Source organism: Mucilaginibacter defluvii (assembly GCF_039543225.1).
Classification (GTDB): Bacteria; Bacteroidota; Bacteroidia; order Sphingobacteriales; family Sphingobacteriaceae; genus Mucilaginibacter; species Mucilaginibacter defluvii.
Map to the genome: position 1 here is coordinate 499826 of NZ_BAABJI010000001.1, position 13046 is coordinate 512871.

The 13046-nt window shown below is 44.6% G+C and carries 17 protein-coding genes; 15 read left to right on the top strand and 2 right to left on the bottom strand.

The window, feature by feature from the left end; all coding sequences use genetic code 11:
- Positions 1 to 842: 842 nt before the first annotated feature.
- A complete protein-coding gene (locus tag ABD960_RS02160) occupies positions 843 to 2036 on the bottom strand; it encodes a sulfite oxidase (RefSeq protein ID WP_199502030.1) in 1194 nt (397 codons plus the stop codon).
- 114 nt (positions 2037 to 2150) lie between these two features.
- On the opposite strand from ABD960_RS02160, the gene ABD960_RS02165 reads away from it, so the two are divergent.
- On the top strand, positions 2151 to 2546 hold the full coding sequence (locus tag ABD960_RS02165) for a YidH family protein (RefSeq protein ID WP_117392409.1): 396 nt from the start codon (positions 2151 to 2153) through the stop codon (positions 2544 to 2546).
- 45 nt (positions 2547 to 2591) lie between these two features.
- Positions 2592 to 2816: a hypothetical protein gene (locus ABD960_RS02170; RefSeq protein ID WP_117392408.1), complete on the top strand. Its 225-nt coding sequence runs from the start codon at positions 2592 to 2594 to the stop codon at positions 2814 to 2816.
- Between the two features lie 11 nt (positions 2817 to 2827).
- Here ABD960_RS02170 and ABD960_RS02175 read toward each other — a convergent pair whose 3' ends face one another.
- Complete coding sequence (locus tag ABD960_RS02175) at positions 2828 to 3280, bottom strand: DUF305 domain-containing protein (protein WP_157541629.1); 453 nt, start codon at positions 3278 to 3280, stop codon at positions 2828 to 2830.
- A gap of 145 nt (positions 3281 to 3425) precedes the next feature.
- Here ABD960_RS02175 and ABD960_RS02180 point away from each other — a divergent pair, with 145 nt between their 5' ends.
- The 13 genes from ABD960_RS02180 (at position 3426) to ABD960_RS02240 (ending at position 12974) form a co-directional block, all read left to right on the top strand.
- Positions 3426 to 4532, top strand: coding sequence for a c-type cytochrome (locus ABD960_RS02180; RefSeq protein ID WP_117392771.1), 1107 nt, complete (start codon positions 3426 to 3428; stop codon positions 4530 to 4532).
- 10 nt (positions 4533 to 4542) lie between these two features.
- Positions 4543 to 5001 carry a DsrE family protein gene (locus ABD960_RS02185; RefSeq protein ID WP_117392407.1) on the top strand — a complete coding sequence of 153 codons (459 nt, stop codon included), beginning with the start codon at positions 4543 to 4545 and terminating at the stop codon, positions 4999 to 5001.
- Between the two features lie 32 nt (positions 5002 to 5033).
- On the top strand, positions 5034 to 5954 hold the full coding sequence (locus tag ABD960_RS02190) for a molybdate ABC transporter substrate-binding protein (protein ID WP_157541625.1): 921 nt from the start codon (positions 5034 to 5036) through the stop codon (positions 5952 to 5954).
- A 4-nt stretch (positions 5955 to 5958) separates the two neighbouring features.
- Entirely contained in the window at positions 5959 to 6699 is a 741-nt protein-coding gene (locus tag ABD960_RS02195) for a substrate-binding domain-containing protein (protein ID WP_117392405.1), read from the top strand.
- A 163-nt stretch (positions 6700 to 6862) separates the two neighbouring features.
- Positions 6863 to 7009 carry a hypothetical protein gene (locus ABD960_RS02200; RefSeq protein ID WP_157541623.1) on the top strand — a complete coding sequence of 49 codons (147 nt, stop codon included), beginning with the start codon at positions 6863 to 6865 and terminating at the stop codon, positions 7007 to 7009.
- Between the two features lie 14 nt (positions 7010 to 7023).
- Positions 7024 to 7917: a LysR family transcriptional regulator gene (locus ABD960_RS02205; protein WP_117392404.1), complete on the top strand. Its 894-nt coding sequence runs from the start codon at positions 7024 to 7026 to the stop codon at positions 7915 to 7917.
- Positions 7918 to 7926: 9 nt separating this feature from the next.
- Positions 7927 to 8388, top strand: coding sequence for a hypothetical protein (locus ABD960_RS02210; protein ID WP_117392403.1), 462 nt, complete (start codon positions 7927 to 7929; stop codon positions 8386 to 8388).
- Positions 8389 to 8503: 115 nt separating this feature from the next.
- Positions 8504 to 9163 carry an MBL fold metallo-hydrolase gene (locus ABD960_RS02215; protein ID WP_117392402.1) on the top strand — a complete coding sequence of 220 codons (660 nt, stop codon included), beginning with the start codon at positions 8504 to 8506 and terminating at the stop codon, positions 9161 to 9163.
- Between the two features lie 46 nt (positions 9164 to 9209).
- Positions 9210 to 9818 (top strand): Crp/Fnr family transcriptional regulator, encoded by a 609-nt coding sequence (locus ABD960_RS02220; RefSeq protein ID WP_117392401.1) that lies wholly within the window; start codon positions 9210 to 9212, stop codon positions 9816 to 9818.
- A 59-nt stretch (positions 9819 to 9877) separates the two neighbouring features.
- Positions 9878 to 10681: a sulfite exporter TauE/SafE family protein gene (locus ABD960_RS02225; RefSeq protein WP_117392400.1), complete on the top strand. Its 804-nt coding sequence runs from the start codon at positions 9878 to 9880 to the stop codon at positions 10679 to 10681.
- Entirely contained in the window at positions 10668 to 11228 is a 561-nt protein-coding gene (locus ABD960_RS02230) for a YeeE/YedE family protein (RefSeq protein WP_117392399.1), read from the top strand. The genes ABD960_RS02225 and ABD960_RS02230 overlap by 14 nt, the downstream gene beginning before the upstream one ends.
- On the top strand, positions 11225 to 11635 hold the full coding sequence (locus tag ABD960_RS02235) for a DUF6691 family protein (protein WP_199502029.1): 411 nt from the start codon (positions 11225 to 11227) through the stop codon (positions 11633 to 11635). The genes ABD960_RS02230 and ABD960_RS02235 overlap by 4 nt, the downstream gene beginning before the upstream one ends.
- Position 11636: 1 nt before the next feature.
- On the top strand, positions 11637 to 12974 hold the full coding sequence (locus ABD960_RS02240; protein ID WP_117392397.1) for an MBL fold metallo-hydrolase: 1338 nt from the start codon (positions 11637 to 11639) through the stop codon (positions 12972 to 12974).
- Positions 12975 to 13046: the final 72 nt, after the last annotated feature.

Consider the following 13046-nt stretch of genomic DNA (forward strand, 5'->3'; position numbering starts at 1 on the left):
TATCGGTGACCTTTTATAAGGGAAAAATAGGTCACCGAAATAGTCACTAAAGTCCCGTTTTTCATGATTTTTGACGGGACTAGATCCCTCGGACTAATCGGAACCGCAACCCATTTGATATCATGCGCTCCAAGAATTTATTCGAACCGTTTTGTTATCCTGAAATTTGCGGTAAATTGAGACGTTTTGAGCATTAATTTGTGATCGCAAGTGACTGTATTGCAATTAGTTGATGATTGATTTGATGACTAAATTAGGCCTTCTGAACCAGTCACCGAATAGGTCTCTGGCCGAGTCATAAACCTTGAGGAGAAATGCGTTTTTTTAGCAAAAAAAAACGCTCAGACCAGAAATCTAAGCGTTTTTACAAAGCCTTTCGGCTCTCTAAGCGGAATGGACGGCTCCGTAACCCTGTCCATTTATGTGCTGTTATTCAGTATTTTACCAATTTTCAACTACTGTACTCCCGAATTTTTTCTGAGCAAAGACAATAGCATTCAATATCAAATGATACTAACAAAAATAAGAAAAACCGGCAAATAGTAGCCAATTGTTACCATGATTAAAACATAGGGACATTAAGTGCTGGTGTGATTGGCGGCCATGCTATTGAACTCACCATTCTTTATTCATTACTTAAGCAACCAAAAGCGCTAGCCGGGTAAAATGTCAGGGCCGGGGCGCAACCGCTGAAAGCGGACAACCGCGCCACGCTTGTATAGCCTTGACTTTTTGTCCCGGCGGTGGGCTATCTTTGCGTTTGTGGTGAATAAGATAAATGGAATTTTTATTGGAATTATTTATGTTTAGAGAAGATCATTGGGTATTTACCTGGCAATATTCTATTGCGCTTCCACTTCAACCGTTACGATCTTGTTTACCATATAAGTTCTTCGGTCTTTATCATGCTGCATAGGCTGTGTAATTCCATTACTATCGGTTGCTCTCGACATTAGCTTATGCCGCTGTTGTCCCAGCGGAACCTCCCAGTTGTATTCCCAAAGCCGCCATGCAAACCTAACTGACTTGCCTAATAACTTTGCCGGTTGCCAAGTTTTACCTTCATCGAAGCTAAGCTCTACCTTTACGATTTCGCTTTCGCCGCACCAGGCCGCACCATGCACCCGGTATATTTTACCTGCAGGGATCACTTCGCTTAGCGCTGGTCTGGCGATCTCTGCTTTTACCTGTACTTCGGTAACTGCGGTCAGTGTCGGCTGTTCATCAGTGCGTTTCCAATATGCATATTCCAGGGTTTGCCAATAACCTTCAAACGGCTTATTTACAGCTAATATCTTGGTTAACCATTTCACTGAAGCCATACCATACCAGCCCGGGATGATCGCCCTTACGGGGTACCCATGCTCAGGGCTAAGGTCCTTTCCGTTCATTTGATAGGCAAGGATCACCTCCGCCTGCATCGCTTTAGTAAGCGGTAGACTTCTGGCGAAGTGGATAGCACCGGGAGACTTGGGTTCTTCCGAAACTTCACCTTTATCTGCTCCTTCCAAGATGATCTCGACTGCTCCCTCTTTTATCCCAGCCTTTTCAAGTAACACAGCAAGTGGCACACCTGTCCATTCTGCATTCCCTACGGCACCCTGTTCCCACAACAAGCCTTTTACCTTTGGGGCCAAATTGGCGCGCCCATTTCCGGCGCACTCCAATGTCGCCATCACTTTTTTTGCGGGCAAAGCACGTAACTCATCATAGGTGAGCGTGATCTCTTTATTAACATGCCCACCGATCGTCATTTTCCACTCTTTCGCCTGTAGCTTCGGGATTGGGAAATGAGTGCGTATAAAAAACTGATTGTTTGGTGTAATGGCTTCTGAAAGCATCGGAAAAGGGAATTCAAAATTGACCGGTTCCTTTTCCCTGATGATTAGGCCCGGGAAGGATGGTTCAGATCCTTTATCTGCGTTACTCGCTGAAGCGATTCCCGGAATGATTGCGGTTGCCATGACGGGAACTGTCCCTTTCAGGAAAGCACGTCGTCCGTTATTGTTCGTTCCGTTATTTTGCGCCTTATCCATAATTGACCGATTTTGATTGGAGTGTTAAATAATTAAGGATCGGCAGTGCATTTTGTTTGAACAGGCAATCTCGACCGGTTGCCAACAAATCAGCTTTTCAATTGCTTAGATCTTATGGAAATACCAAGCGCAAACACGAACAAAGAAAAGATCAATCCCGGTGATCATCTGGCCAATGAACGCACCTTTTTGGCCTGGATCAGGACAAGTATCGCTTTAATGGGTTTTGGGTTTGTAGTCGTAAAATTCAGCTTGTTCGTCAAGCAATTATCCCTCGTTATTACTGACAAGATCGTTCTGCCAGGGAAGGGCTTTTCCGCGACCATCGGGATCATACTCGTCGCTATCGGTGCCCTGATGGCCTTGTTAAGTTATTTCAGGTATCGACGTATTGAAAAACAATTGCTTAGAAATACCTACTTTCCTTCGTTCGCCTTATCGCTTTTGCTGACCGTTGCGATAGTACTGGTCAGCGGGTTGCTGCTTTGGTATCTTTTACCCAATACCTGATAAACTCCTTGTGGAACAATTTCTATGCTTTATGGTTAAATAAACATGGGAATACATTCTGAATTTATGGTATCCGCTACGATACCTGGCGGTTCCGATCAGCAATATAAAGTGACGCACCAGGACGAAACATTTGCCGTGGAGACAGATAGCGGAACGATCACACTTATAAATAATGGTGATAATTCATGGAGTATTGTTAACGGTGATATCTCGCAAGAGTCCGCCAATATTATTGGGCAGGCTATTGAAGACCATTATCAGAAGTAATTCTTTCTGAACTATCGCTCAAGCCTTTCGATCATCTTCTTCATTTGTATGATCTCTGCCTGCTGTGCCTTAACAATACTATCCGCCAGTTTGCGCACCTCCGGGTCTTTGAGTTCGGCGTTTTTACTGGTCAGGACCGCTATAGAGTGATGCGGTATCATGCCCTTCATCCACTGGATATCGCCCACAGCGATTTGAAGTCTTACGCCCCATAAGGCAGTGCCGAAAATGACAATACTGAATACCATGATCAAAAAATTCTTCTTTCGATCGGTATACATATTGCGCATCATCATCAACATTAGAACAGCCATCGGGCAGATCATCAGTAAGGTCATGTAAAATCTGGTCAGGTTAAGATAAATATGATCCCACTCATACACATTAAGATACATAACGGCATACATGATCATGAATGACAGCGCAAGCATGATCAGGAAACGTGTATAGACTTTTTTATTCATGATCGATCTTTTATGGTAAAACCCAACTGTTTCTAAAATGTTCATTTGTTAAGATACCATAACCACAGGTTATCAATCATCAAATTTTGTGATATAACTTCAGCCTTTTTCGCTTGTACTTTTGATGTATCAACCAACAAACAAAATGAAACAGCAAGACGAAAATAGAGAAGTGACCAAAGCCTTGGTAAAAGTATCAAAGGCCTTAATTACCGTAAGTGTTTTGTTTGCGGTTTGTATAATAGTGGTGATCGTGACATTGATAGTACCAACTGGTCATTTACCTGGTAAGGATTCCCAGAAGATAAATGGCAGATCCGACCAACCAGTTACCATTCCATCTACCGAAGCCTCTGCCGGTACGACACCACGCCCTATTCCGGCTGATGCATGGAAAGCTCCAAATGATAATACGATACCTGCCGGTAAAGATGGCGAGATGATCAAATATGGCAGGGAGCTTGTAGCACATACCGCCAGATATTTTGGCCCTCAAGGCAGCATCGCGAAGATCACTAACGGGATGAATTGTCAGAACTGCCACCTTGATGCCGGGTCACGCCTTTTCGGTAATAATTATGCCAGCTTTATTGCTAGTTATCCAAAACTGAGCAACAGGAGTGGCAGGGTGGAGCAGCCTGAAGAACGCATCGCTGAATGCTTCGAGCGTAGTTTGGCCGGTAAAGTACCTAACCCATCCAGTAAAGAGATCCAGGCCATGTTGGCTTACATGAAGTGGATCGGCAAGGACGTAAAGAAAGGTCAGAAACTATTTGGAAATGCAACAGAAAAGCTGGCATTCATGGACCAGGCAGCAGACCCGGCCAAGGGCAAGGAAGTGTTTATGATGAAATGCCAAAGCTGCCATGGTGCTAATGGCGAGGGCCTGCTTAACGCCGATAAAAAAACCTACGCCAATCCGCCGTTATGGGGAAAGCACAGCTATAACGATGGCGCAGGCATGTACAGGCTGACCAATTTTGCAGGTTTTGTGAAAAACAATATGCCATATGGCGCTTCATATCATAGTCCGCAATTAACAGATGAAGAGGCCTGGAACGTTGGCGCCTTTGTTAACTCCCAGCCGCGCCCTCATAAGGATCAGCAACATGACTGGAAAGACCTGAAAAAGAAACCGATCGATTTCCCGTTCGGGCCTTACGCCGACCAGTTCAGCGAGAAGCAGCATAAATACGGGCCGTTCAAACCCATCAAAGACGCACAAAAACAAGCATCAATCATCAAATCATAAAATAAGAACCATGAAAAAGTACATCATCATTTTAGCAGCCTTCGCGCTGACCGCTTTCACAAAAACTGTTAAAGCACAACAAACCGATCCCGCCGCCTTTACGGGCGCAACCGCAAAGCTCAAGCATTACGATGCGCTTTACATCATCAATTCCGGCGATGATAAAAAGATCAAGGGGACGTTAAGGAACATCAATAACGCGCTGGAAGATCCAAGACTAAAAGGTAAACTCCATGTTGAACTGATCGCTTTTGGTGACGGCGTGGCTGTTTACATGAAAAGTAGCGCCTATGAGCAAACTTTAAAGGACCTACAGGCAAAGGGAGTGGTGCTGGCACAGTGCGATAACACGATCAAGGAAAGGAAAATTGACAAAGCCGACCTGTTTCCATTCATCTCCTATGTGCCGAGCGGCAACGGTGAGATCATCATCCGCCAATACGAAGGCTGGGCTACTGTACATCCCTAATAAGCATCCTCATTCAATTTATATAAACCATCATGAAATATCTTCAAAAAATAACATTTGCAATAACAGCAATAACAGCCTTGAGTAGCCAGGTAAAAGCACAGGATCACCGATTTGATCCACCCTGGAATACCCCGCCTGAAAGCAAGGTGCAATTTACCGTCCCGGGAGTCGACAATGTACCCGATCTGTTCGGCGACATTAACGACCCGCAACTGGTGGTATTCTTTGCCGGAAATCAGTTCATGTGTATAGACGACCTGCTGGCCGCGTTCAAAAAACAATACCCGCAATACCAGCGTGTATTTGCCGAAACCTTGCCACCGGGCATACTGGCTAAGCAGATCATAGGTGGCAGCATTGTTATTGGGAACATGCGTATCACCTTGAAACCCGATGTTTACACTGCAGGAAAAAGCCGGATCGATCAGATGCCGGAATATTTCAGCAAGACCGCACCTTATGCCTACAACCGTTTAGCTATTATGGTGCAAAAGGGTAATCCTAAAAAAGTGAAGGGATTGAAAGACCTTGGGCGTAACGATGTGCGTGTAAGCATGCCCAATCCGGAGTGGGAAGGAATTGGTAAACGTATAGAGGAAGCTTATGTAAAAGTGGGCGGTGAAACCTTAAAAAATACGATCATGGATACCAAGGTTAAAAACGGCAAAACTTTTCTAACCCAGATACACCACAGGCAAACGCCAATGCGCATTATGTATCAACAGAGTGATGCTGCACCGGTATGGTACACCGAAGCCTATTATCAGAAAATGATCGGTTACCCGGCAGATATGGTGGAGATCCCTGAGAAAGATAACATCAGCGCCACTTATGTGGCCGGACAATTAAAGGCCGCGCCGCACGCGCAGGCTGCGCAGGATTTTATGGACTTTTTAGTAAGCCCGGTAGCCAAATCAATTTACCGGAAATATGGTTTTATAACAAAATAACAATATGAAAAGATCGATCATTATCATAGTTCTCATGGCCAATGTAGCTGTGGCCTTCGCCCAAAAAGACACCCTTCACATTTACGGACCCGGCGGCCCGCTTTCAGCCATGCAGGATTGCGCTAAAGCATTCACCGCTAAAACAGGTATTCCTGTAAAAGTAACCGGTGGCCCGGAACCGAAGTGGCTTTCACAAGCGCAGGCAGACGGCGATGTGATCTACGGCGGTGCGGAATATATGCTTACGCAGTTCATGCAAACCCATCCGGGAATGGTTGATGCAGCCACACGTGTGGAACTTTATAAAAGACGCGCGGCCATATTGGTAAGGTCGGGGAATCCAAAACAGATCACAAGTTTAAAAGATCTTGCCAAACCCGGTATAAAAGTGCTGGACGTGAACGGAGCCGGGCAGTTGGGCTTGTGGGAAGATATCGCCGGTAAAGAAAACCTGATCGGCGCGATACAAAAAAACATCGGCGGTTCCTACGCCAATACCGCGCTGGGCATCGAGGCCTGGAAGAAAGACAAAAGCTATGATGCCTGGATCACCTACGCATCGTGGCACAATAATTTGAAGGATGTTACGCAAGTTGTGGAATTGTCTTTGGCATCACGCTTATATCGTGGTACGCCGGTAGCACTTACATCCAATACCAAACAGGCTACGCAAGCCAAACAGTTCATTCAGTTCTTGCAAAGTGTCGATGGCCATGTGATATTTAAGAAATGGGGCTGGGAATAAAGCTCATATTTAAAACCCTAACATGAACTGAACGACAGAATCAGCCTGTTTTTGCCTTATATGCTTGAGCTGTTTTTCATAACCTTAGGCTATCAACCATCTGTTTTGACGATGAAAATGACTTGGTGTTATGATTGATCTTTGAGTTATAAGCAAAGAGATCATGAAAACTATTCAACGTTATGTACATTATCAATTTGATGACCAAGCAATAATAATTGGCAACAAGGTTATAAATATAGCTGTATCAGTCATCGCCTTGGCAGCAGCTACTTTCCCATTTTTGTTGTTATTTTTCCGACTTAGCTAATAACATTTATCAGTATGTTCGATTTTCGATTACAGGTTTTTCATACAGTGGCCAAGAGGCTGAACTTTACTAAAGCTTCTGCTGAGTTGTATATCAGCCAGCCTGCGGTAACCAAGCATATCAAAGAACTGGAGGAACAGTTCAAAACGACGCTGATAGAACGTAGCGGGAATAAAAAAATATCGCTCACACCTGCTGGCGAAATGTTGCTGGCTTATGCGGATAGACTGGCCGCTGTTTACAACGAGCTGGACTTTGATATGAACCTGCTGATCAAAAAACATTCGGGTACGTTGCGTATCGGTGGCAGTAATACGGTTGCGCAATACGTGATCCCCCCGGTATTAGCCCGGTTCCACGAAAAGTTTAGAGACGTACAAGTGAACCTGGTGCCCGGTAATACTGAGCAGGTGGAACTGGCATTGTTAAACAAAGAGATCGATCTGGGTATAGTAGAGGGCATCCTGCGTAATCCGCAACTCAGCTATCAGGAATTTTTGAGTGATGAACTGGTGCTGATCTGTAGCGCCTCAAATACTTTTAAAAAGGACAGCATTAAACCGGAAGAATTAAAAGATTTACCCTTATTACTACGTGAACCAGGTTCAGGGACTTTGGACGTCATTGCTCACGCTTTAAAGCCTTTCAATATTAAGTTATCAGATCTGAATATCGAGATGCAGTTAGGCGGCACGGAAAGTATAAAGTCTTATTTGCTACACAGCAAATGTTTTGCATTTGTATCTGTGCAGTCGATATTAAAAGAACTAAAATACAACGAATGCAGGATCATTGATATCAAAGATCTGACTATAGAGCGTCCATTTTATTTTATCCTGCCACACGGTCAACCTTCATCGTTAGCAGAAATATTTATGCGATTCGCTAAAAGCTATAAGAGCCTATAAGCCTCTGATATGACTGAAAAGAGAAATAAAGTCATCATCATGTTTATTGCTGAAGCGCCTGGTTCTATCGATAAACATTTTTATTTAAAGAACACCAATTTATTCCGGGCAATGCGCACGGCCTTTGAACAGGCTTTTGGTAAATTTAGTTCTGCTGACGACTTTCTTGACTTTTTTAACAAGTCCGGATGCGTCTTGGATCACCTTTATCCTTTGGGTAAAGAAATATTGACTAAACCAACGGGTTATGCTGCCCGGCAGTTGGCAGATCGCATGCGTTCGCTTCAACCTGATCATGTTATTATTCTAATGAAGCGTATTGCTCCCGTTATCTGCAAAGCTGCCGTCGATGCTGATTTTCCCTCGTCTAAAATTCTAATTACAGCATATCCAGCAGGAAGTGAAAGGAACAGGCAGCTTTTTATAAGAGATGTATCAAATTGGTCAAAAAAAATGTTCGATAATATTTAGTTATCGTGATGTCTGTTTACCATAATAGATCTCTTTACGGCAATAGGATCTGATAGCTTGGTTGGGCTGGAAACTTTCCCATCATTTGAGGGTTTATTTATCATATTCAAATGCTATGAAAATATCTAAATATATCCACTCTTGCCTACTACTGGAAAAAGACGGTTTTCAGTTATTATTCGATCCCGGTAAGTTTACATTTGCCGAGGACTTAGTAAAAGTGGAGCAATTTATTAAAGTCAATGCTGTCATCATTACCCATAGTCATCCCGACCACCTGGACGTGGAACAACTGAAAGCCATCGTTAAATTAAGCGGCGCTAAGATTTATACCAACAAAGAAGTCGCTAAAGAATTAAAAGAGTCCGGGCTATCTTATAACTTGGTTGAGGCCGGGTTGTTCGATATCGGTCCTTTTGCTTTGCAGGCGATCAATGTAAAACATGAAAATATTCTTGATAGTCCATTGCCTGATATGCAGGCCTACTTGATCGATGGCAGGGTCTTAAATCCTGCGGATTCTTTTGGCACTTATGATGATGAATTTCAACAGCCTGAATTATTAATACTGCCTGTTATGGCTCCGTTTACGACAGAGATAGCGGTAGCGGAGTTTGCTGATCATATTAAACCCAAGGCCGTACTACCGGTGCACGATGGCTACGCCAAGGAATTCTTTTTAAAACAACGCTACGAGACCTATAGTAAGCACTTTGAAAAACGAGGGATCGTATTTCATCAGGCCATGCAACCGGGTTTTAGTATTAGCATTTGAAGAAGCAGTATTAGGTAATAGATCTTAAGACTGCTAAATTTACTCAATGATACAGTTTGGCCCTGCGTTGCAATTAGAATTAGAGGCAAATAGCCAGCGTAAGCAGTTGCCTGCCGGTACGGTGCTGATGTCGTCAAACAGTTATGTGCGTTCGTTGCCGGTGCTTTTATCCGGCAGTATGCGGGTGATGCGGCAGGATGAGGATGGCCGCGAAATATTACTTTATTACATTAAGCCCGGCGAAAGCTGCATCATGTCATTCCTGGCCGGGATACATGAAGATACCTCGAAAGTACACCTGGAGGTGGAAGAGGATGCCGATGTACTGATGTTGCCCATTACCAAAGCCAGCGAATGGATAAAGAGCTATCCCGAATGGGCCGATTTTATCTTTAAGCTTTACCACCAGCGTTTTGAGGAATTACTCACGGTAATTAACGAAGTGGCCTTTCAAAAACTGGACGACCGCATTGTTGAACTGCTGAAGAAGAAGGCTGCGGTATTTAATTCCCATGAGTTTCAGCTCACGCACCAGCAACTGGCAGAAGAGTTAGGCACTACGCGCGAAGTGATCTCACGCCTGCTTAAACAGATGGAAAAGAAGGAAATGATCATTCTTTCCCGCAATAAGATCACTTTAAATTTCCCTGTGTAACATAAGTCACTAATTACCGGGCTTAAAGCGGATAGCTTTGTTCCATCAATCATCAGATTTTGGAAATAGCAGGTTACGCAGCTTCGGTTTTAATTGGTTTATCCCTCGGTTTGATAGGCGGTGGTGGCTCTATCTTAACCGTACCTATTCTCGTTTGTTTTTTTGCTATTGATCCGGTATTGGCCACCACATATTCTTTATTTGTAGTTGGGCTCGCAAGCACCGCAGGTGCGGCCAGCCATTATCAAAAGGGCAATGTAGATGTGAAAACGGCATTCTTATTCGGTTTACCCTCATTAACGGCGGTATTTATAATGCGGCGATGGGTAATGCCGATCATGCCAGTTCATTTATTTACCCTCGGCCATTGGGCGTTAACCAAAAGTATGCTGCTGATGCTGATATTTGCCGGGTTGATGCTGGCCGCATCAGTTTCCATGCTACAACGGACAAAAGGAATCGAACTTGCATCAATTGAGATCAATTACCGAAGGCTTATCTTACAGGCCATAGCGGTTGGCCTCATCACTGGTTTTGTGGGGGTTGGCGGTGGCTTTTTGATCATCCCTTCACTGGTATTATTCGCCGGTCTGCCGATGAAAAAAGCTATAGGCACCTCGCTCATGGTGATGGCCATCAGCTCGCTATTGGGGGTATTGGGTGATATCACCGGGCATGTAGCCATCAATTATTCGTTCTTAGCCATCTTTTCGGGTTTCGCCATTGCCGGTATCATTCTCGGCAGTTACCTTACGCGGTTTATCAGCGATACGCGCCTGAAACCGGCCTTTGGCTGGTTTGTACTGGCTATGGGTATCTTTGTTTTAATAAGCACTTTAACCAACTCCTATGAATATCATTAAACACCCCTGGCCCTGGTATGTAGCAGGGCCATTAATAGGCCTCATCGTCCCGGCGCTATTGCTATTGGGTAACAAAACATTCGGCATCTCATCCACCTTGCGGCAGATCTGTGCGGCATGCATTCCTGCAAATGTTTCCTTTTTTAAGTTTGATTGGAAGAAAGATGCCTGGAACTTGTTTTTTATCGCCGGTATAGTGTTGGGAGGATTCATCGCTGCGCATTTGTTATCCAACCCCGGCCCGGTAGCCATCAACCCTAAAACTACCGCCGCTTTACAGCAACAAGGCATCAAAGATTTTACAGGGCTGCTGCCGCAGGATATTTTTGGTTTCAAAGGGCTTGCAACTTTAAAAGGATTTGTATTTATCGTTGTCGGCGGTTTCCTGGTCGGCTTCGGTACCCGCTATGCAGGGGGCTGCACATCCGGGCATGCCATTATGGGTATTTCCTCTTTGCAATGGCCTTCGCTGGTCGCAACCTGTTGCTTTATGATCGGCGGCTTTGTAATGACCTGGTTGATCTTACCTTATTTATTACAGCTATGAGGAACCTGAAATTTTTACTGGTCGGGATGTGCTTCGGTATCATCCTGATCAAATCCGAAGTGATATCGTGGTTCCGCATACAGGAAATGTTCCGCCTGCAAGCCTTCCACATGTATGGCATCATCGGCAGTGCTATTGTAGTCGCCATGATCTCCATCTTGTTGATCAAACGATTCAATATCAAAACGATCCATCAGGAAGCGATCATCATCCCGGATAAGCAGTTTAACTGGGGCTATGTTTATGGTGGTTTGATCTTCGGATTGGGCTGGGCGCTTACCGGTGCGTGCCCAGGCCCCATATTCGCGCAGATCGGCAGCGGCATTTTAGTTACCTCAGTTACCCTGTTGAGCGCCATAGCAGGTACCTGGGTTTATGGTTTATTACGTGAAAAACTTCCACATTGATATGAAAATTGAACAATTTGAAGATAAAGGGCTATCGCATTATTCTTACGCGGTATTAAGCGAATGCGAAAACAAGATCGTGCTGATCGACCCGTCAAGAGACATTACGCCCTACCTGTCTTTTGCCCAAACGCATGGTGCTGCCATCATCGCTGTGATCGAAACCCATCCGCATGCGGATTTTGTAAGCGGACATCTGGAATTGCAACAGGTTACCGGCGCGGTCATTTATTCTTCCAAGCTATTGGGCGCGGAATATGCCCATCAAACATTTGATGATGGTGATGAGATCGTATTCGGTAAAATAAAATTGAAAGCTTTGAACACACCAGGGCATTCGCCAGATAGTATCAGCATTGTTCTGGAGCATGATGGCAAGGACAAAGCTGTATTTACAGGTGATACTTTATTTATTGGTGATTGCGGCAGGCCCGATCTGCGCGAGCAGGCGGGTAACCTAACTGCGAAGCGCGAGGAGTTGGCTAAACTAATGTATCATTCGCTACGCGATAAATTGTTGACTTTAGATGATGTGGTTGGGGTTTATCCGGCACATGGGGCAGGTACCTTATGCGGCAAAGCATTGAGCGAAGCTAACCGCAGTACCATTGGTGCGGAAAAGGCAGGTAACTGGTCATTACAGGAAATTAGCGAAGCGGAATTTGTGCGCGAGTTATTGGCAGACCAACCGTTTATACCCAAGTATTTCGCCTACGATGTCGCCTTAAATAAGCATGGTGCCATAGGCTTAAAAACAGCTTTAGCCGATGTCCCTGTCAAAAAACCAATTACGTTAAACAGCAAACTGTTTATTATTGATGCAAGGCCTGAAGCAGATTTTAAAAAGGGGCATCTACCGGGATCGATCAATATCCAGGACGGCGGCAAGTTCGAGACTTGGCTGGGTAGTATCATCGCGCCGGAAGAAGTGTTTTACCTGGTAGCGGAAAATGAGGAGAAATTAAAGCAATTGATCAGCAAAACGGCAAAGATCGGTTACGAAGCTTTTATAGAAGCTGCATTCGTTGTAGCGGGTGGCGATGAACAAATGGCAGAGCTGCATTTGGCGCATTTTGCAGCGCACCCGGAGCAATATACTATCGTCGATATCCGTAATGAAGCAGAAATAAAAACACAGCCGGTCTTCAGGAACGCCATCCATATTCCACTGTACGAGCTTCGGGAATGTTTAGCGAATATACCTTTAAGTAAGCCTGTCGTAGTACATTGTGCCGGTGGGTACCGCAGTGCTGCGGGAAGCAGTATCATTGCCAACGCGTTGGGGACAAAAACCAAGGTATTTGATCTGGGCGAGGCGATCAAAAACTTTATATCCTAACAATGGCAAACAAAAAAGAACACTGGGAAAACGTTTATGCTCAGAAAAAACTGACCGAAGTAAGCTGGTACG

Excerpts from the sequence above, each read along its gene's own strand:
- ABD960_RS02160 (WP_199502030.1), bottom strand. The coding sequence starts at position 2,036 with ATGGATAAGGCGCAAAATAACGGAACGAACAATAACGGACGACGTGCT.
- ABD960_RS02165 (WP_117392409.1), top strand. The coding sequence starts at position 2,151 with ATGGAAATACCAAGCGCAAACACGAACAAAGAAAAGATCAATCCCGGT.
- ABD960_RS02170 (WP_117392408.1), top strand. The coding sequence starts at position 2,592 with ATGGGAATACATTCTGAATTTATGGTATCCGCTACGATACCTGGCGGT.
- ABD960_RS02175 (WP_157541629.1), bottom strand. The coding sequence starts at position 3,280 with ATGAATAAAAAAGTCTATACACGTTTCCTGATCATGCTTGCGCTGTCA.
- ABD960_RS02180 (WP_117392771.1), top strand. The coding sequence starts at position 3,426 with ATGAAACAGCAAGACGAAAATAGAGAAGTGACCAAAGCCTTGGTAAAA.
- ABD960_RS02185 (WP_117392407.1), top strand. The coding sequence starts at position 4,543 with ATGAAAAAGTACATCATCATTTTAGCAGCCTTCGCGCTGACCGCTTTC.
- ABD960_RS02190 (WP_157541625.1), top strand. The coding sequence starts at position 5,034 with ATGAAATATCTTCAAAAAATAACATTTGCAATAACAGCAATAACAGCC.
- ABD960_RS02195 (WP_117392405.1), top strand. The coding sequence starts at position 5,959 with ATGAAAAGATCGATCATTATCATAGTTCTCATGGCCAATGTAGCTGTG.
- ABD960_RS02200 (WP_157541623.1), top strand. The coding sequence starts at position 6,863 with ATGAAAACTATTCAACGTTATGTACATTATCAATTTGATGACCAAGCA.
- ABD960_RS02205 (WP_117392404.1), top strand. The coding sequence starts at position 7,024 with ATGTTCGATTTTCGATTACAGGTTTTTCATACAGTGGCCAAGAGGCTG.
- ABD960_RS02210 (WP_117392403.1), top strand. The coding sequence starts at position 7,927 with ATGACTGAAAAGAGAAATAAAGTCATCATCATGTTTATTGCTGAAGCG.
- ABD960_RS02215 (WP_117392402.1), top strand. The coding sequence starts at position 8,504 with ATGAAAATATCTAAATATATCCACTCTTGCCTACTACTGGAAAAAGAC.
- ABD960_RS02220 (WP_117392401.1), top strand. The coding sequence starts at position 9,210 with ATGATACAGTTTGGCCCTGCGTTGCAATTAGAATTAGAGGCAAATAGC.
- ABD960_RS02230 (WP_117392399.1), top strand. The coding sequence starts at position 10,668 with ATGAATATCATTAAACACCCCTGGCCCTGGTATGTAGCAGGGCCATTA.
- ABD960_RS02235 (WP_199502029.1), top strand. The coding sequence starts at position 11,225 with ATGAGGAACCTGAAATTTTTACTGGTCGGGATGTGCTTCGGTATCATC.
- ABD960_RS02240 (WP_117392397.1), top strand. The coding sequence starts at position 11,637 with ATGAAAATTGAACAATTTGAAGATAAAGGGCTATCGCATTATTCTTAC.